Source organism: Pseudomonas sp. OV226, assembly GCF_003148705.1.
Taxonomy (GTDB): domain Bacteria; phylum Pseudomonadota; class Gammaproteobacteria; order Pseudomonadales; family Pseudomonadaceae; genus Aquipseudomonas.
In genome coordinates this window covers 77,730-95,774 of record NZ_QGGS01000010.1, presented here as the reverse complement: position 1 = coordinate 95,774, position 18,045 = coordinate 77,730, and the positions used below count along the sequence as shown (strand labels likewise).

The 18,045-nt window shown below is 60.1% G+C and carries 13 protein-coding genes; 2 read left to right on the top strand and 11 right to left on the bottom strand.

Annotated features, from left to right (window positions below; translation table 11 throughout):
• The first annotated feature begins 45 nt into the window (after window positions 1–45).
• Both C7534_RS17540 and C7534_RS17535 read left to right on the top strand, forming a co-directional pair.
• Window positions 46–855: a DUF6694 family lipoprotein gene (locus C7534_RS17540; RefSeq protein ID WP_109786511.1), complete on the top strand. Its 810-nt coding sequence runs from the start codon at window positions 46–48 to the stop codon at window positions 853–855.
• Between the two features lie 72 nt (window positions 856–927).
• Window positions 928–1,896 carry a hypothetical protein gene (locus C7534_RS17535; RefSeq protein ID WP_109786510.1) on the top strand — a complete coding sequence of 323 codons (969 nt, stop codon included), beginning with the start codon at window positions 928–930 and terminating at the stop codon, window positions 1,894–1,896.
• 176 nt (window positions 1,897–2,072) lie between these two features.
• On the opposite strand, the gene C7534_RS17530 is transcribed toward C7534_RS17535, so the two are convergent.
• From C7534_RS17530 to C7534_RS17480, 11 genes are all read right to left on the bottom strand, one after another.
• The gene (locus C7534_RS17530; RefSeq protein WP_109786509.1) at window positions 2,073–4,427 is read right to left on the bottom strand and encodes a tetratricopeptide repeat protein; all 2,355 of its coding nucleotides are present in this window, start codon (window positions 4,425–4,427) and stop codon (window positions 2,073–2,075) included.
• Window positions 4,428–4,587: 160 nt separating this feature from the next.
• A complete protein-coding gene (locus C7534_RS17525; RefSeq protein WP_158283923.1) occupies window positions 4,588–5,583 on the bottom strand; it encodes a DUF3829 domain-containing protein in 996 nt (331 codons plus the stop codon).
• A complete protein-coding gene (locus tag C7534_RS17520; protein WP_109786507.1) occupies window positions 5,580–7,202 on the bottom strand; it encodes a J domain-containing protein in 1,623 nt (540 codons plus the stop codon). Before C7534_RS17520 ends, C7534_RS17525 begins: the two co-directional genes overlap by 4 nt.
• 96 nt (window positions 7,203–7,298) lie before the next feature.
• Window positions 7,299–9,821: a fused MFS/spermidine synthase gene (locus tag C7534_RS17515; protein ID WP_109786506.1), complete on the bottom strand. Its 2,523-nt coding sequence runs from the start codon at window positions 9,819–9,821 to the stop codon at window positions 7,299–7,301.
• Window positions 9,822–10,061: 240 nt separating this feature from the next.
• A complete protein-coding gene (locus tag C7534_RS17510) occupies window positions 10,062–11,651 on the bottom strand; it encodes an arylsulfatase (RefSeq protein WP_046032173.1) in 1,590 nt (529 codons plus the stop codon).
• A gap of 72 nt (window positions 11,652–11,723) precedes the next feature.
• Window positions 11,724–12,752: an HAD family hydrolase gene (locus tag C7534_RS17505; RefSeq protein WP_109786505.1), complete on the bottom strand. Its 1,029-nt coding sequence runs from the start codon at window positions 12,750–12,752 to the stop codon at window positions 11,724–11,726.
• The gene (locus C7534_RS17500) at window positions 12,749–14,068 is read right to left on the bottom strand and encodes a BatD family protein (protein WP_109786504.1); all 1,320 of its coding nucleotides are present in this window, start codon (window positions 14,066–14,068) and stop codon (window positions 12,749–12,751) included. Before C7534_RS17500 ends, C7534_RS17505 begins: the two co-directional genes overlap by 4 nt.
• Window positions 14,065–15,645, bottom strand: a complete 1,581-nt coding sequence (locus C7534_RS17495) for a VWA domain-containing protein (protein WP_109786503.1) — start codon at window positions 15,643–15,645, stop codon at window positions 14,065–14,067. The genes C7534_RS17500 and C7534_RS17495 overlap by 4 nt, the downstream gene beginning before the upstream one ends.
• The gene (locus C7534_RS17490) at window positions 15,646–16,638 is read right to left on the bottom strand and encodes a vWA domain-containing protein (RefSeq protein WP_109786502.1); all 993 of its coding nucleotides are present in this window, start codon (window positions 16,636–16,638) and stop codon (window positions 15,646–15,648) included.
• A complete protein-coding gene (locus C7534_RS17485) occupies window positions 16,625–17,113 on the bottom strand; it encodes a DUF4381 domain-containing protein (RefSeq protein WP_109786501.1) in 489 nt (162 codons plus the stop codon). The genes C7534_RS17490 and C7534_RS17485 overlap by 14 nt, the downstream gene beginning before the upstream one ends.
• The gene (locus C7534_RS17480) at window positions 17,110–18,039 is read right to left on the bottom strand and encodes a DUF58 domain-containing protein (RefSeq protein ID WP_109786500.1); all 930 of its coding nucleotides are present in this window, start codon (window positions 18,037–18,039) and stop codon (window positions 17,110–17,112) included. Before C7534_RS17480 ends, C7534_RS17485 begins: the two co-directional genes overlap by 4 nt.
• Between the last annotated feature and the right edge of the window lie 6 nt (window positions 18,040–18,045).

The following is an 18,045-nucleotide window of genomic DNA, read 5'->3' as shown; positions in this document are numbered from 1 at the left end:
GTGGCATTTTGGTAGAGTCCGCGCATTATCAAAAAGGAGTCGGGTATGCGCAGGATGTTCGCGGCAGGGTTGGTGACATTGATGTTGGCCGGTTGTGGTGGTCCGAAACTGGACGGCACTAGCGATGAGAGCCTCACTTCATCGCTGGATAAAGTCACGGCAGACCTGCCGCAAGACAAGAAAGCCCAACTCCTGGAAGATTTGAAACTCATCACCTTCAGCAATATCGGCGAGGCCTTGAGTGGCCAGGTATCGGCGGAGCAGGCCAAAAATAACGTGCGCACCACGCTCAACGGAAAAACCGCTGAGGACGTCGCCGTCATCGCCGCCAATCTGCGCACCGAACGCGCATTGAAGGAAAAGCAGCAAGCCCTCGCCGAGATCAAGCAACTGCAGGACATCCAGCAGGCGGCCCAGATTGCCAAGGTAGAGATGGCGAAGTTCCAGATTCTCAAGTCGGAATTTTATTTCACGGAGAAGAACAAGAATTCGGCGGCGCCGCACGGTCAACCGGTGGTGGTGGCCAAGGTCAAGAACGGCACGACGTTCTCCATCGCCCGTGTCGGTTTCAAAGGCACCGTGGCCAGCGCGGGCCGCGCCACGCCATGGTTCGTGGGCACCGTTGAATTGCCGATTCCTGGCGGTATCGAGCCGGGCGAGTCACCTACCTGGGAAATTACGCCGAACCAGTTCAGCGAATGGGGCAAGCTTGATGCGCCCGCAGAAGCATTGTTCAGCCTGGAAATCATCAAACTCGTTGGGGCCGATGGCGCCGTGCTGTTCGATGCCAGTGGCCTGACCCCGCAACAAACCGAGCGCTTGCAAGCGCTGCAAAACAAATACGCCGTTAACTAATCACTGGCATTTTCGGAACCCACGTCAACGGGTTTTCGGCTGCATGGAAGAAACAGAGAAAGGAGTCTGGCCGTGAGTGTGGGCAAGAAGGTGTTGGGGCTGATCGCGCTGTTGCTGATGTTGGCCTTGTGGGGCAGTTACTTTTATCTGTTTCAAGAGGACCGCGAGGGCCAACTCGCGGGGGCGCGAGACAGTTACGCCTGGTGCGGCACACCGCCGGCCAGTGATGCCGCCACTTTGGGCAAGGATCGCCTGACACTGCGCATCACCAACAATGTGCGTGGTGAGTTCGCACTCGCGGGCACTGTCATCGTCTCTGAGCGAACGTTTGATCGATATGACCTGGGCCGCAACGAACTGCGGCTGCGCCTGGAACCGTTGCAGTGGTCTTACGGCGTCACCCCGGTGTTTCTGGAGCAGGTCAAAATCAAGCCCCTGAGCCGCAACCTGTCGTCGCTCAACAAGAGTGCCTATGCCGAACTCGAACTCCGAACGATCGGCGTTCAGGGGAGGGCGACGGACTTCCCGTTCGACACTTACCGCTACGGTTACAAGCCGGTGCTGTATTACCTCAAGGGCAACGAGCGCATCGACCTGAATTTCAAGCACATCACCACCAGCATGGAGATGTCGAACACCTTTACGCCGATTCAAAAGTACAACCGCGCGGAGTACATCAACGAGAAAAACTCGCTGGCGCGCGAGGAAGACTACAAACCGTATGCCGCCAATGAGTGTGCGTTCAGTGTCGAGCGCAAGGGCTCATTCAAGGTGATTGTCCTGCTGTTGCTGCTGGTGATCTGCCTGCCGCTGCTGCACGTGTTTTATCGCGACGAGCCGGGTATCGACTTTCTGGCGACGCTGGTCAGCGTCGGGGCAATACGGGTGTTTTTGGTGGGGCCGCTGAATGACTTCCAGCTGTACAAAATCGACTTTTTGTTTGCGGCGGCGATTTTGCTGGTGGGGACGGTGTCGCTGATCAAGGCGATGCGAGCCAACAGTCGGCGGGAGCTGGCGTTGAAGAGTGGTTCTTCGTGGTAGTCCCACGACCCGTGTAGCAGCTGCCGAGCCCGCGAGGCTGCGTTCGGCGACGCAGTCGTCGTAAACCCGGCGAACGCGGTTTCCTGAAAAACCGCATCGTTTGATTTCACGACGACTGCGTCGCCGAACGCAGCCTCGCAGGCTCGGCAGCTGCTACAGGCGGTGTGGATCAAGGGTTATTTCAACGCCGGATCGCCCATGTTCATTTTCTTCCAGCCCTGCAACAACACCTGTGCCTTGGGCTCTTGTCCATTGGCCAGGTAGTACTGGATCAACGACAGCCGCGCATTGCGGTTGGCCGGCTGCACTTTCAACAATTGCTCCAGCACTTCGCAGGCCTCTTCAACCTTGCCTTTGTCGTGTAACGCCACGGCCAGCACGTAGCCGTATTGGGCGTTCTGCGGTTCCAGTTGTGCGGCTTTGCGTAACGCTGGCATGGCCTGGTCCGATTTGCCTGCCCGCACCAGCGACAGGCCTTGGGTGTATTGCAACAGCGCTGCGTCCGGGTGGTCTTTCAAGGCTTGTGCCAGCAGCGTCTGAGCCTCCTGGCTGCGACCATTGGCTTCCAGCCATTGCACCAGCGTCACCAGCGCCGGGTAGAAATCCGGATCGCGTTCGAGGGCCGTGCGCAGGTATTTTTCGACCTCGTTATTGCGGCCGCTGGCCTGATAGAGCATCGCCAGGTTGAGATTGGCTTCGGCCCGTTCCAGCAGGCTCATCTGTACCGCTTCGTACTCCGCAATGGCCGCATTCCAATTCGCTTGGGCATTGCCCAATCCGTTACTGGCCAGACCCAGCAAATCGCGGGCCGCGGCGATGCGCACCGCCTTCACCGGGTCTGCCAGCAACGGCGACAACAGCGGCGCACGTTCGGGCGGCGGCAAGAATGCGCTGATGGCCCGCACGGCGCTTTCACGCACCAGGGGGGCCGGGTTGCTCAAGTCCTTGGTGGCCAGTTTCAGCGCCTGTTCACTCGGGTACATCGGCAATTCGGCGAGCAAGGTTGCCCGTTGAATCGCCGGCAAATTGCTCCGTTGCAATTGCTCGTACAAAGCTTGCGCCGCACCGGGCTGGCCGTTGCGAATCAGCCACAGGCTTTCGTCATAACGCGGGGCCTGCGCGGTTGGCGCGCTGTTCCAGAGTTTGAATTGCTCAGTGACCTTGTCGCCGTCCTTACCCTGGTGGCAAGTGAGGCAGGCATCCGGTGTTCCCAGTTTTTTCGCCCGCTCCGGGTCCGGGATACTGAAGCTGTGGTCATGCCGGAAGTCATTGCCCATATAGAATTTGCCGGGCATGTGGCAATCCACGCACTGCGAGCCCGGTTGGCCCATGGTGTGGCGAGTGTGTTCGATGGAATCGTAGTTTTTCGCTTGCAGGCCTTTACCGTCGACGCCTTCCACCGACGTCTTGCCCGCCGTGTTGTGGCATTGCAGGCAAACACCGTTGCCCGGGGCTTTCAGCTCACTGCTGTGCGGGTTGTGGCAGTTGCTGCAACGCACGCCTTTGTCGAACATCTTGCTTTGGGCGAAGGAGCCATGTTCGAACACCTCGTCCTTGATCTTGCCGTCCAGTGCATACAACTCGCGGGTCAGGGCGCTTGGCAGGTAGTCATCCATCAGGCGTTTGCCAACGGTGTAGCCATCACTCAGCGGGGCGCGGCGCGAATGGCAGCGGGCACAGGTTTCGATTTCGACAGTTGCGTTCTTGTCCTTGAGGTCGACGGCAAAACCGGCGTGAATCAAATCACCTTTTTTCGCCGTCCATTCCAGGTGATTGGAGGCCGGGCCGTGGCATGCCTGGCAGCCGACACCGAGGCTGTTCCATTGACTGTCAAAGGTGTTTTTGGCGGCATCGAAATTGCGTTTATAGCCTGTGGTATGGCACTCGACGCACATGAAGTTGGCGTTCTGGCTTGGCTTGCTCCAGTGCAACGGATTCTTGAAGTTCACACCCTGGCCGGGATAGAGGTGGAACCAGCGGTGTTTTTCGGTATCCCAGGCCACGCCCAAGGGTTGCAAACGTCCTTCGCCGACCTCGATCAGGTATTGCTGCAACGGCGCGATACCAAAGGTATAAGCCACCTTGAAATCGGCATTCTTGCCATCAATGCCTGGTGTATTGACCCAGAATCCATCGTCCTTGCGTGAGAACACGGTGGTTTCGTTCTCGGCCTTGAACGTGACGTTATTGAAGTCGCCCAGCATCGTTTCGGCATTGGCCGGTTGCATCGCCAATTGGTGATGGGAGCCTTGCCAGTCCTTGACCTGCTCGCTGTGGCAACCCTGGCACTGTTGTTCATCGACCATCTTCGCCGGGGCCATCGCGACCGGTTGCGGTTTGGCCTGTTGCGCGACAGGGGCGCTGACGGGAACAGGCTTGAGCGGTGCCGGTGAACTGCTGAACAGAAACCAGCCGATGGCGATGACCGCCAGCAGCAATGTGCCGATGGTTACAGGAAAAAGGTAGCGATTGATCAGGTTCGGTTGCGAATCAGGGTTTGGGCTTGCTGCTTTATTTTTATGTTTCGGCATTGCGACTTCCATAGTCCAGGTGCGTTTGCCCTTGGGCGCGCGATCAAGCTTGATGCAGCTTTGCCGGATGCCGGGCATCTGTCAAATGACGGTTGTGAAATGGCCGGCAGCGTTGGGTCAATAGTGAGTTTTTTAGCGACCTGTCGCGGAACTCGCCTCTTCAATAATCAAAGCGAGCCATTCGGTTGTAGTGGCTGACGAGCGAGTCATACCCCCGCGTCACGGCATAAAAGTCTTCGCTCAATCGCTGCGGTTCAGCCTTGTTCTGCCAGTCGTTGTGCAAGGTATTCAAGGCATCGAGGTACTTCTGCGCAGGCCCGGTAATGTGGTCCCAGAGGTAGCGCGGCACTTCGTTGCGTTTTCTCGTTTCGGGTAACTCTGCATGGTTGAATTGCTGCCGGTAATCCCAGGCCAGTTGCAGCTCTCGGGTGGTCAAGGCCAGCGCCTGCGGGGTCAGGCTGCGGTTTTTGACCCCGTCGCTGACCACGTTCAGTGTGTCTTTGGCTTGAATCATGTAGTCCAGCAGGTACCAATGAATGTCTTTGCCATGTCGGGCTTCGATCAGTTTCAGCTGCTCGCGTCGTTGTTCAAGGTCCAGCGTTTCGACACGCTGTCTTAACGCCGCAGAGGCCAAAAGGTACGCGTCAGCCCTGGGCTGAAATTGCACGGCGAATTCGGGCGGCAATTCATAGGTGGGCTGTGAGAAAACCGGTTGCTGGTAAAAACGGATTTTCAGCGTGAGCGGCGTCACGCGCTCCAGTGCCTGCACGTAGTCGTCTGCCAGCGTCACTAGCGACTTTTCGTAGCCAAGGATCGAGAGTTTCTCACTGATTTTCGGCGAACAGACATCCCTTTGGGCCTCGTTCACTGTAGTGGCAACGCCGTCGTCGAAATCATGTTGGTTGGCCATCCAGTTCCGAACGGGTTCCCCGAGTTGCGCCGGTGACGTGTAACGCTCGTAAGCGAGGTGCCATTGCACGTCGACCCGATTGATGCAGTTGATGACCGGGCTCAATGCATTGGCTTGCGCAGTGATGGGCGCATCGTGTTTGTCCAGCCACAGGTCGAACGTGGTCAGGGGTTTTCCAGCCCCGATCATCCCGAGGGTAATCACCCCCCAGAATATCCCCACGGGGAACAACCATTCCCGAGTCATTGTCCGGCCTCCTTGCCGTACCACTGTTCCATCGTGGCCGGTGCGCCACATTCGCTGGTACTGGCCGGCATGCGGCTGCACAAGCGTTCTGTCCATTGTTGCAGGCCCTGATTGCGATTGACCGTGCCTTGGCTGGAGATCACTTTGAACACGCCCAGCAACGCCACCAACAGCAAAATCCCTGCACCTGCAAGGCTGCGTTTGATCCACGGATTGGAGGGCTTCCAAGAGACGCGTGGCTTGCCCTCGTACCGGCGAATCAGACCCACAGCCACAAGCGTGGCGACGTAAACGCCACTGCCGATCAGGCCATACACCTTACCAATGCCTGCCGCCATCACGGCGCAAGGCAACAGGTCGCGCAGTACGCCAAACGGTGGCGGGTTGAACCCGGGTAACAGGTACGCACTGAGTCGATCATCGAGCAACCACACGCGATGGGCGAACTGATGCATCAGCCAGTGCAGTACCCAACCGCCGGCTGAAAATATCACTGACCAGAACACTGCGACGCCGATCAAGCTCCCGAGGCGCTCGCCATTGGGGGCGTATAGAACAAAGCTGCCAATCAGGCAGGCGAGGGCGATGCCGAGGTAGATCGGCCAGCTGTCGAAAGTGTGTTCCCACTCGCGCCAGAAGAACGGCGTGCCGCCGGGCATGGCCTCGCAGAGCTTCGGGTGGTTGGCGTACAGCGCTGAGCTCAGCTGACGGCACTGCGTCCAATCATCGTCGCGCAAGCGTCGGGCCAACGCCCGGCGTTGACTGAAGCTGCCCGGTGCCAGCAGCAGGCGAGCGGCGCGATGCTCGGGGGTGGCGGCCGGTTGAGTGGCCAGGTGTTGTTGCCTGGCGAGGAAGATCGGCGCTTCGTGACGGTCCACCAGGCGCTGCCATTCGGTTTTCGGGCAGGGGCTGGCGGGCCCGGCATGCCAGCCTTGCCCGGTTGAGACCGCTTCAAAAATCGTCGATGACCAGAAACGACTTTCCAGCAATAACTGGCTCAGCAGCCCGTTGAACCACTGGCGATGGTGCTCGCCCTTGAGCCATTGATGGCGAAAACACTGGGCATAGGCCTGCAAAAAACCTTCGGCGTCTTCGCGTTCAAGTGCCTCGCGCAAAGTGTGCGTGATGCCTTGGCGCCGCTGCGCCAACACCTGATAGATCTGCTCCTCGTCGAGTTCCAGACGTTGCCAGGCGCTGAACCACTGGAAAGTCTTGATCGCCCACTCCAACAGGTCTTCGGACGTGTCGGGATGCTCGACGCAATGGCGCAGCACCTCGTCTTCCAAGACATCCAGCGCGCCGTGTTCGAGGGCCAGCGCATGGCGTTGCTGCAGCTCACCAAGGCTGACGTCGTTGAGCGAGCGCGTAACCTGTTGCAGCACGTCGATTTGTGTCCCCGACAGATCGGTCAGGTCCCACGACGCTTCTTCCTGTGGGTCCTGCTCACTGAACTGTTCCCATTCCTTGGCGGTCAGTGCCTGTTCATAGGCCTCGCGCAGGCGCTGGAACCCTTCGGGATCTTCGTCCGGACGCGTCTGTTTGAGCAGGGCGGCGTAGTGACGTTTGATCGTGCGCGTATCGGCGTCTGCCGAAAGGCCCAGGACAGTCCAGCAACTCATTGTGGGTGCAACTCCATGAAAACCTGCGACGCGATTCAGTGATGGCCATTTGATTTTGCGCACCCTACCTGTTTCGCGTCGAAATGTCCTCGAGTCTTATGTCCCGTCACCGACAAACCAGCGGTAATACGGATTGCCGCCATCACCCATCATCACTTCACGGATGTCCCTGGCCCAGGCGTCGCGGTCACCGTCATAGGCGTGCAGGCTCGCCCGATAGAACTGCATCAGGCGCTGCTGATGGGCATTCATGCGCTCGATGAAACCGGCATCGGCATTGAGCAGCGGCGGTGGCAGGCGCAAATCCAGCAACGCCGGCAGCACGCGGCTGATTTCCTTGGCGCGCACCCAGGGGGCGTATTCGATCCGTGGTTGATCATCGGTCACCGCCAGGGCATCGCCTGCGAAGCGTTCGAGCCCGGCGCGATCGGTCACCCAGGTCGCCATCAAGGCCGGCGCCGAACCGATGCCCACGTCTTGCAACGTACTGCGCACGGTGTCCTGCTGGAAGCGCTGGCTGATTTTCGCAGCGTCCAGTTCAATCGGCTCCATCGAGCCCACCAGCAGCATTTCGTGGAATTCGCTGGTCCACAGCGTGGCGTAGGGGAATACATCGAGAAAGCTGCGCACCAGCGAACGCGAATCGTCGATGTTCTGCGTCGGCAGTGGCAGCCATTGCGCGACCAGGCCCTGTGTCTCCAGGCGACTGGCGGCCAATTGGTAGAAGTCGCGCGAATACAGGTTCACGACGCCAGCGGCGGAGGGCGGTGGCGGTTCGAGAGTGATCAGGTCGTAGCGCTGCGCACTGCGCAGCAGCTCCTGGCGACCGTCGCGCAGGCGAACATCGACCGTCGGATCGGCAGCGGCATTGAAGTTGCCCTTGAACAACGGCGCGGCTTTGACCACCGACGGTAGCAACTCCGCGACCACACGGTGTTCAAGGCCCGGATAGCGGGTCAGGGCGCCTGCGGTAATGCCAGTGCCGAAACCGATCACCAGCGCCGAGTGCGGTTCGCCGTTATGGATCAGCAGTGGCAGCAGCGCCTGAATCCGCATGTAGCGCAGCGATGGCATGGCGTCACCGGTGTTTGACACGCCCTGGATATACAAGCGCTGAAAGCTCTTCTGACCCTTGCCCTGCGTGACCACGGCGACGGTGCCGCCACGTCCTTCTTCATAGAACGCCAACGTGCCGTTGCGGGCGCCGGGCAGCAGGCTGGCGAGTTTGTCGACCGGAGTGAACAGCGCCACGACCACCGACAGCAGTCCGATGGCGACCACGCCCTGACGCCGGCCTTTCTTGACGTGATGGCCCTTGCGCACGGCGAAATAGCCGATCCCTGCTGCCACAATCGCCAACAGTCCCAAGGTTCGCACCAGCCCCAGCAGCGGAATCAGCAAGAATCCGCAGAGCATCACGCCGACGATCCCACCCAGGGTGTTGAACGCCACCACGGCGCCCACATCCCGACCGACGCGCTCAGGGCCGACACTCAATCGCAGCGCCAAAGGAAACGCCGCCCCCAACAGCAAGGTCGGGACAAACACGATGCTCAGCGCGGCCATGGCAAACCGTGCGCTCATGCCCAGCAATTCGCTGCCGCCCATCGCCAGCGCGGCGGTTTCGGCCTGGGATTGCAAGAACACCAGCCAGCGCCCGAGAAACGCCACTTCCAGCAATGCGATCAAGCCGGCCCCGGCGATCAGCAAGCCAAATATGCCCCATGGATCGCGAATACGATCAACCCGACGGGCCAGCAGCGCGCTGCCGATGAACAACCCCGTGAGGTACGTCGCCAACACCACGGCAAAGGCGTAGGTGCGGGTGCTCATGAATTGCACGATGGATTGCGACCAGACCACTTCGTAACCCAGTGCCACACCGCCTGCGATGGAATACAGCCACAGGGCCAGGCGATCCGGCGCTTTGTGTTCGTGATGCCGGGTCGGCTCCTGGACCACCGCCGGGCGCTGGCGTTGAAACCACAGGGCACCGGCGGCGCCCACCAGGTTCAGCATGGCGGCGGCGAGGGCACTGCCGCGCACGCCGAGGGTGGCGATCAACACGAAGGCAGCAAGCAAGGTGCCGGCAATCGCGCCCGCGGTATTGGCGGCATAGAGTTGTCCGCCAGCCTTGCCCAAATGGTGCGGGTCGCTGGCCAACGAGCGCACCAGCACCGGCAGCGTGCCGCCCATCAACAGCGCGGGAATGCCCACCAGCGCAAAGGGCAACACCCAGGCCAGCAATCCGATGTGCTGTTCCAGCCAGGCAAAAGGACTGGCCGCCATGCTCATGGCGAAGGTCGCGCCAACGCCCAGTACCGCCACCAGCACTTCAAGCCCGGCATACAACAACACCGGTTGCTGCAAGCGATCAGCCCAGCGCCCGAACAGCAATCCCCCCAGCGCCAGCCCGGCAAAAAAGGCGCTGATGCCGGTGGTGATGGCGTACACCTCAACGCCGACGACCAACGACAGTTGCTTGATCCACAGCACCTGGTACACCAGCGCCGCCGCGCCCGAGACGAACAGCAGCAATGCTGGAATCAGCAGGGTCGGGGAGGTGGCGGTTTGCGGGGCAGGTATGGCCGACGACTTGCTGGCGACACGTGAGGACATTGCGGATTGCCTTGTGCAAAACATCTTCTGACGATGAACACAACACCCCGTAGCAGCTGCCGAAGGCGGCGTCCCGCTGCGCAGCAGTGGTAATCCGGACCACTCGGTGTGTCAGATAGGCCGAGGCGCATGTTTGACGAGGACTTCGTCCTCGAACGCAGCCTTCGGCAGCTGCTACAGGGTTGTGTTCACACAAAATAGGGCCGCTCGCCGGTTAAGGCGAGCGGCAGTCACGCAGTGTTACTGTGCAGCCGGTGCAGCTTTCATTTTTTCAGCGATTTTGGCGTCTACCGCAGCACGAATCTGGTCAACGCTGAAGCTGGCCGGTTTCTGGCTTGGCGGATAGTCGATAAAGGTCTGGAGGAACACCGCCGCTTTACCCGTGGCCACGGCCGCCAGATAGACGTTTTTGGTCAGCCAATCGTAATACTGATCGGAAACCACATCGGCGCGTTCATACGGGTCCATTCTCAGGTTGAAGATTTTTGGCACCCGCAGGCACACAAACGGCTCACTCCACACCTTGAAACCGCCTGGTGCACGTTGTTCGCAGAACACCGCTTTCCAGTTGTCGAAACGCATCGACACCAGCAAACCGTCGTCGTTGAAGTAGTAGAACTCCTTGCGCTCGCCCTTAGGCTGTTGGCCGGTCAGGTAAGGCAGTTGGTTGTAGCCGTCCAGGTGCACCTTGAAGTTGGTGCCACCCGCTACCGGCGCCCAGCCTTTGAGCAGCTTGTCTTTTACGCTGTCTTCACCGGCGACTGCCAGCAGGGTCGGGAACCAGTCCAGGCCCGAGAACATCTCGTTGGAGACTTCACCGGCCTTGATCTTTCCTGGCCAGCGAACAATCGCCGGCACCCGGTAGGCGCCTTCCCAGTTGGAGTTCTTCTCGTTACGGAACGGTGTGGTCGCCGCATCCGGCCAGGAGAACTGGTTCGGGCCGTTGTCGGTGGTATAGACGACGATGGTGTTGTCGGTGACTTTCAGGTCATCGAGGGTTTTCAGCAGTTTGCCGACGTCGCCGTCGTGCTCAAGCATGCCGTCCGCATAGTCGTTGCCGGGCATGCCGCTCTGGCCCTTCATCGACTCGCGCACGTGGGTGAACAAGTGCATGCGGGTGGTGTTCATCCAGACGAAGAACGGTTTGTCTGCCTTGACCTGCTTCTCGATGAACGCTTGGGCGGCGGCGGTGGTCTCGTCGTCGATGGTTTCCATGCGCTTGGTGGTCAATGCGCCGGTGTCTTCGATCTTGCCGTCGGCAAAGCTGTGGATCACACCACGCGGAGCGTATGACTTGAGGAACGCAGGGTCGTCCTTGGGCCAATACGGGCGTTCAGGTTCTTCTTCGGCATTGAGGTGGTACAGGTTGCCGAAGAATTCATCGAAACCGTGGTTGGTCGGCAGGTATTCGTCCTTGTCGCCCAGGTGGTTCTTGCCGAACTGGCCGGTCGCATAACCCTGGGACTTGAGTGCCTGGGCGATGGTGATGTCGCGTTTTTGCAGGCCCACGGGTGCACCCGGCGCGCCAACTTTCGACAGACCGGTACGCAGCGGCGTCTGACCCGTGATGAAGGATGACCGTCCTGCCGTGCAGCTGTTCTCCGCATAGTAGTCGGTGAACATCATGCCTTCTTTGGCAATGCGGTCGATATTGGGAGTCTTGTACCCGACCACACCCATGGAATAGGCGCTGATGTTGGTCTGGCCGATGTCATCGCCAAAGATCACCAGGATGTTGGGTTTTTCAGCGGCCCCGGCTGTTGCCGAAATCGCCATCACCGAGGCTGCCACGAGGGCGAGTTTCGGTAGCCACTTGTGTATGCGAGTCATCTGACTTGCTCCTTTTTCTGACTTGCGCCGCCTAATGCGACAAACGTTTATTGCAGTCCTGCGTCACGCTTTTTATTGCACTTGCTCTGGGGTGGCGGACTCGTGCGGGTAGATCCGGCGCCACTCGGCGGCCATGTCCACGACAGTCCAGCCACGGGATTTTGCTTCGTCCAGGGCCTTGTCCAGACGCCCGATTTTGGAGTCACGGTCGTACGCCCATTCACGCTTGGCGTCGGTGTGATGCACTAACCCCATGAATCGTTTGCCCGACCCGGCGGCGGTCCACTGCAACATTTGCTGGTCGCCGTCAGAGTTGCCGAAGGCCAGAATTGGCCGGCGTCCGATCACCGCGTTGATGCTTTCGGGCTTGCCCGCCCCGTCATCGTTGTGTGCCAGTTTTGGCGTGCGCAGGATCGAGGCCTTGCCGTCCTTGTACTCAAACGCTGTGACAAACGTCGTACCGATCACTTGCTCCGGCGGGACGCCATAGGACTTCTCGGCGAAGGCGCGCATGAACCCGGTGTCGCCGCCGGACACGATGTAGGTTTTGAAGTCCTGGCTGCGCAGGTAGTCGAGCAATTCCAGCATCGGCTGGAAGACCATTTCGGTATACAGCTTGCCGGTCTTTGGATGTTTGGCCTGGGCCAGCCAGGTCTTGGCGTAGTCGTCGAACGCTTCGGTGGTCATGCCGGTGTGGGTGGCAACGAAGATCTTCATGATGCCTTCCAGGCCGGCGGCTTCCAGCGCCTTGTGGTCGTTTTCCAGCACCGCTTTGAACGGCTGTGTGGTTTTCCATTCCGGGTGCTGCGCTGCGGTGCGCTTGACTTCCTCAAGGGCAAACAGCAGCTCGAAATACATTGGCTGCTCGCTCCACAGGGTGCCGTCGTTGTCGAACACCGCAATGCGCTCCTCGGGTTTGACGAAGTCCTTGCTGCTCTGATCGGTGACAGCCTGGACGAACTCGATGATGCTCTTCTTGGACGGGCCATCATTCCAGGAGGGCAACGGCTCTGCAGCCTGAACCAGCAACGGCAGGCTCAGGGCCAGCGCCAGCAAAAACTTGAACCCGTGAAGTTGGCGCAGTGATATCGGACTCGTCATGGGAATTCCTTCTCGTGAACGGGGTTGAGTGGCCGTAATGCCGGCGCGGCAGGTGTCTTGTTGGGCGCAGCCTGACTGTTCAGCGTAGCCAAGGATTCGTTGAATTGACGCAACGCCTGATCTTTGGCCGATTCACTGCCATAACAGGCGCGCAAAAAGTCCTGCAGGCGCGGTCCTAGAGCGCTCAGCTTCAGTCCCATGCGCCGGCGCCTGGCCCACAGGTACAGCGCGCTCAATTGGGCAGGTTGGCCGTCGATCTGCGCCGGAATCTGCCGCCAGGCGTAGTCGGCGGACGCCAGCCAAACGGCGTGCCGGGCACGGCGCCGGGCCTGGACAGCAAGGTAGGCACGGTGGAGGAGCGGGCGGGTAAACCAGCCGAGCACGGCAATGGCCAGCAGCAGTGCAATCAATGCCAGCCAATGCCCGGAGAGGTACAGGCGACTGGGCTGACCGAGTTTTTTCAGGTCTGCGGTAATTGAAAACACCGGGCGATAAGCGCTGTTGGCGGTGGCCTGGAAGGTGACCGCCGGGACTTGGGCGGTACGGGCCTGGCGGGTGCCGGCATCCCACCATTTCAATGAGATTGGCGGCAAGCTGTGCGAGCCATCGGTGTCGATCCGGTAGGTCACGGTGTCGATGCGCTGGCCACTGCTGAAATTGCCCCGACCGTCACCGAGGTTGCTGATCTGGGGGGCTTTCGGGTAACGGCTCAGACCGTTGACATCACTCAGTGATGGCGTCGGCAAGGACATCGCCAGGGCGCCATCGGCTTGCAACGTCAATTCCCGGGTAACGCTGTCGCCGACTTTGAGGGGCGTCGCCGAGTTGACGATTTTTTGCGTAAAGCGCAGCCCTTGCGCGACCAATACCGGTTCGCCGGGTTCAAACCCTGGCGGTTGCGCGGCGTCGAAGTGCAAGGGCTGGCTTTGGGCGCTGAGCTCAGTGGTGGCCTGACCGGGTGTGGCGCGCACGGTCAGCGCGGGTATGTCGAAGCCCTGAGCGAGATTGGGGGTGATCCGGTAGCGGTAGCGCATGCCGCTCAATGACTTGCCGTCGAGCGTCTGATTGAGGTGTTCGGCATGACCGTCCGGCGGCATGACCAGTGCGCCGGACAGCTTCAGGTCGGGCAGGGTGGGGGCTTCGGTGAACCAGCTGTCGGTGAAGACGTCGAGTTGCAGTTCGACAACGCTGCCAACCATGACATTGTTGGTGGGTTGCAGGCTCACCTGGACTTTCAGCTCTGGTTCAGCGGCCAATGCCGCGGTGGTGAACAGGCAAAGGAGCAGGGCCACGACACGGTCTATCGAAAGACTCATGGTTTGCCCCCCGCCTGATCCTGCAAACTGAACTTCTGCTTCAGGAACTTCGCCGGTGAAGTGCTCAGGTTTTCCAGCCACTGTGCATCGGACGTTGCTTGCTCGGTCTGCACGGCTTTGCTCTGGCCCTTGCCCGGCGCTTTGTCCATTTTGATTTCGTCTGGTTTGACCTCGGGCGCATTCTGCGCGGCGCTGTCGGTGTCTTTCTGCAAGGCAATCGCCAACGCCAGATTGGCCGTGGCCTCGGGGAACTGCGGCTGCAACTTCAGCGTCTGGGTGTACGCGGCAATCGCCTGGTCAAATTTGAAACGACGCACGTAAATATTGCCCAGGTAGAAATACGCTTGCGGCGTTTCCAGTCGCGCAAAACTGGCCAGTGCCAGGTCGAAATCCGCCGCGTTGTAGGCCGCGATACCTTTCCAGTAGGGGTCGACAAAATGCGCGGCGGCTTGCGGGAAATGTTCGTGCTCGAACGCCCAGCGACCTTGCTGGTCGGGGGTGAAAAACGCATCGGTCAACGCGTTGGCTTCGGCGGGAGCCGGTTGCCAGCCAATGCCCAGTGCCAATAACAGGCCTGCCATCCAGTTCAGGCTCCAGCCCCGGCGCACGCTGAACAACCCGATCAGCAGCAACGGCCAGCACAACCAATAACCGGCGTCTTTCCAGTGCAGTTCGCGCTGTTCATCGCTGGCGGCCTGGAAATGCTGCTGGGCGTGCAGTTCAATCCATTGCAGGTCATCGTCATTGAGCGTCAGGCTGCCCAACGGCGCGTCGACTGCGGAAGCCAGTTTTTCGAGCGCCGCCTGATCAAAACTGCCCAACACCGGGCGACCATTACTGTCGGTGCGCGGTTGGCCATTGGCGTCATGGATGATCCCGCCGTCTGCACTGCCGACCGCCAGAATCAGCACTTGCAGCGGGCTATCGTTCAATTGCTTATCGAGACCGCCAAGTTGTGATGTATCGGCGCCGTCTGTGATCAGCAACAGCGTGCCCGGGCTTTTGTCGGCAGCCAGCAGCCGTTTGGCTTGCTCGATGACCGCGCCGACGTCTTTGCCCTGTTTGGCGATCAGGTCTGTACTCAGGGCCTGGATGAAGGTGTTGAGCAGTTCGGGGTCGTCGGTCGGCGGCAGCACCAAATGGGCGCTGCCGGCATACGCGATCAAACCACTGCGTGACCCCGCTCGGCGCTGGATCAGGTCGTGCAGTTTGTGTTTGGCCGCTTCCAGTCGACTGGGCTGCACATCCGTGGCGTCCATGGAGGGCGACAGGTCGATGGCGATGATCAGCGGCGCGCGGTTTTCCAGAAAGTCCGGACGGTCCTGCTCCCAGGTGGGGCCGGCCGCCGCGAGGGCACCCAGCACCAACACTGCGCACACCAGATGCACGGGGCGCAAACGTTGTTGGTCCTGTGGCGTTATCAGCAAGTGCGGCAGCAAGTGTTCGGCAATATTGCTGCGCAAGCGCCGCTGTACGTCACGGCTGCGCCGCCAGAGCCAGGGCAACAAGGCGCCGAACGGCACCAGCAACAGCCACAGTGGGCGCAGGAAATGGAACTCGCTGAGGTTTATATCCACTCACCCCTCCTGCCGCTGACGCGCGAGCATCAAATGAGGCCGGAGCAGGGCGCCCAAATGGTAGAGCGCGAGCAAACCGATAGCGGCCCCCAGTGGCCACCAGAACAAATCCTTTTTCGGCTGATGACTGAGGGTTTTAACCTGGTGTGGGGTCAGTTTGTCGAGGGTGCTGTACACCTGATTCAATGCATTGCGGTCCTCGGCGCGAAAGAACTTGCCGCCCGTGGCTTCGGCGATTTGCTGCAAACCTTGCAGGTTGACCTTGGCTTCTCCGGAGGCGTTCGGGTCACCGATACCGATGGTGTGAATCACCACGCCTTTGGCGGCTGCCATGGCCGCGGCGTGGTCCGGGGTAATCGCGCTGCTGGTGTCGTTGCCGTCGGTCAGCAGGATCAGCACTTTCTCGGGTTCATGCGTCTGCTCAAGCAATTTCAAGCTCAAGCCGATCGCATCGCCAATCGCGGTGTTCGGGCCAGCCATGCCAATGCCGGTGTCATCGAGCAACAGCGACAGACTGGCGTGATCCAGCGTCAGCGGTGCCTGCGGATAGGCGCCGCTGCCAAACACGATCAGGCCAAGGCGATCGTCTTTACGTTTGTCGATAAAGCTGTGGACCACTTCCTTGACCGCCGCCAGGCGATTGATTTTTTGCCCGTTGGCGTCGGTGAAATCGTTGGTTTCCATCGATTGGGAAATGTCGATGGCCAGCATCAGGTCGCGCACCGGTTGTTGGCGTTCGATGGGTTTTTCGACCAGTTCCGGTCGAGCCGCCGCCAGCAACAACAATGCCCAGACCATCAGGTTCAAGACCAGTTGCCAGCGATTGCTGCGTGTCCCGGCCTGGCTCGGTGCCTGACCGACCGCGCGGCTCATGGCGCTGAAAAAAGGCACGCGCACGGCGCTGCGGGCTTCGCGGTAATCAGGCAGGAAGCGGTAGGCCAACCATGGCAGTGGCAAAAGGATCAGCAGCCAAGGGTAATCAAACTGCCACATGATGCTGCTCCACCCAACGTTTGCTGGTGTTGAACAGCCGCTCGCGCTGTTCTTCCTTGAGCGTCAGCAGTGTGCTGTTCGGCGCATAGGCCAACTGCGCGAGTTGCTGGCTGAAATCTGCCGGCAGGGGCTGCGGACTGTGGCGCACCAAAAACGTTTGCCAGTCCTCACCCCCAAGTGCTGCCACAGGGTATGTAGTGGGCATGGACAGGGCGACGCGTTTGAGCAGTTCCGGGAGTTCGCGCAGGGCCCTCAGTTGATCGTCACTGCTTTGCAGTTCAGCCAGTCGCACCAGCGCTTCACGCCGATAACGATCACGGCGCCATTGCCAATACCGCCGTGCGCTGACCAGCAACACGGCAAGCACCAACACACTGAGCAGCGCCCACCAACCCCACGTCTGCGGCGCATAACTGACCGGCGCCGGCAGTGCGATTTCCTTCAGTTGGTCGATGCTCGGGATGTTCGGATTCATCGCCGGCCTCTGCCGAGTTCGGCTCGCAGCTGTTCCTGCGCATCGGTCGCGGTACTGAACATCATCAGCGGCACCTGGCTACGACGCAGCAACGTCGCGACATCCTTGAGCCGACCGCTGAGAAAATCCCCCAGCGGCTGATGCACGCTGCGTTGCTCGACCGCCAGTTCCACCTGCAATTGGCCTTGGGTCACCAGTAAACGGCCGTTTTTCGGCAGGTTCAGCGCCAAGGGGTCATACACCTGCATCGCGATCACATCGTTGTGCGCCGCCAATTGCCGCATTAATTGCAAGGTGCGTTCACCGGCGCCGGCAAAGTCGCTGACGATGCAGATCAAATGATCATGGCCGGCCACCGCCAGGCAATGTTGCAAGACCTTGTCGAGTTGGTCCTCACCTTCGGCGTCCGGGTTGGCGGCATTGAGCAGCTGATTCTGCTCGGCGATACGGCTGCAAAAGGCCTCGAGGCGTTTGCGACTGCGTAGCGGGGCGATGCTGTCGATGCGTTTGTCATTGAAGACCAGACCGCCGACCCGGTCACCGGCGTTGAAGGTCATCCACGCCGCCAGCGCGCCGAGTTCGGCGGCAATCGCCGATTTAAAACTGCGTTGCGAGCCGAAGAACATCGACATGCGCTGGTCGACCAGAATCAACGCGGGGCGGTCACGCTCTTCGGTGAAGGTTCGCACCACCGGTTTGCCGGTGCGCAGTGACGCTCGCCAGTCCAGATGACGCAAATCGTCGCCCGGTTGATAGCGGCGCAGTTCGTCGAAATTCAACCCGCGACCACGCAGCCGCGAAGCATGGTTGCCGGCGAGGAGGCTGCCCTGGGGCTGGCGCGCCAGAAAACTCAAGTCACGGGCCTTGAACTCCAACGCCATCAATTGCGCCAGAGAGACATAGACCAGGCCGTCCGTGCTTTTCATTTTCAA

Coding starts and splice junctions, on each gene's coding strand:
- C7534_RS17530 (WP_109786509.1), bottom strand. CDS start 4,427: ATGCCGAAACATAAAAATAAAGCAGCAAGCCCAAACCCTGATTCGCAA.
- C7534_RS17485 (WP_109786501.1), bottom strand. CDS start 17,113: ATGAATCCGAACATCCCGAGCATCGACCAACTGAAGGAAATCGCACTG.
- C7534_RS17515 (WP_109786506.1), bottom strand. CDS start 9,821: ATGTCCTCACGTGTCGCCAGCAAGTCGTCGGCCATACCTGCCCCGCAA.
- C7534_RS17505 (WP_109786505.1), bottom strand. CDS start 12,752: ATGACGAGTCCGATATCACTGCGCCAACTTCACGGGTTCAAGTTTTTG.
- C7534_RS17480 (WP_109786500.1), bottom strand. CDS start 18,039: ATGAAAAGCACGGACGGCCTGGTCTATGTCTCTCTGGCGCAATTGATG.
- C7534_RS17490 (WP_109786502.1), bottom strand. CDS start 16,638: ATGTGGCAGTTTGATTACCCTTGGCTGCTGATCCTTTTGCCACTGCCA.
- C7534_RS17510 (WP_046032173.1), bottom strand. CDS start 11,651: ATGACTCGCATACACAAGTGGCTACCGAAACTCGCCCTCGTGGCAGCC.
- C7534_RS17525 (WP_158283923.1), bottom strand. CDS start 5,583: ATGACTCGGGAATGGTTGTTCCCCGTGGGGATATTCTGGGGGGTGATT.
- C7534_RS17520 (WP_109786507.1), bottom strand. CDS start 7,202: ATGAGTTGCTGGACTGTCCTGGGCCTTTCGGCAGACGCCGATACGCGC.
- C7534_RS17540 (WP_109786511.1), top strand. CDS start 46: ATGCGCAGGATGTTCGCGGCAGGGTTGGTGACATTGATGTTGGCCGGT.
- C7534_RS17500 (WP_109786504.1), bottom strand. CDS start 14,068: ATGAGTCTTTCGATAGACCGTGTCGTGGCCCTGCTCCTTTGCCTGTTC.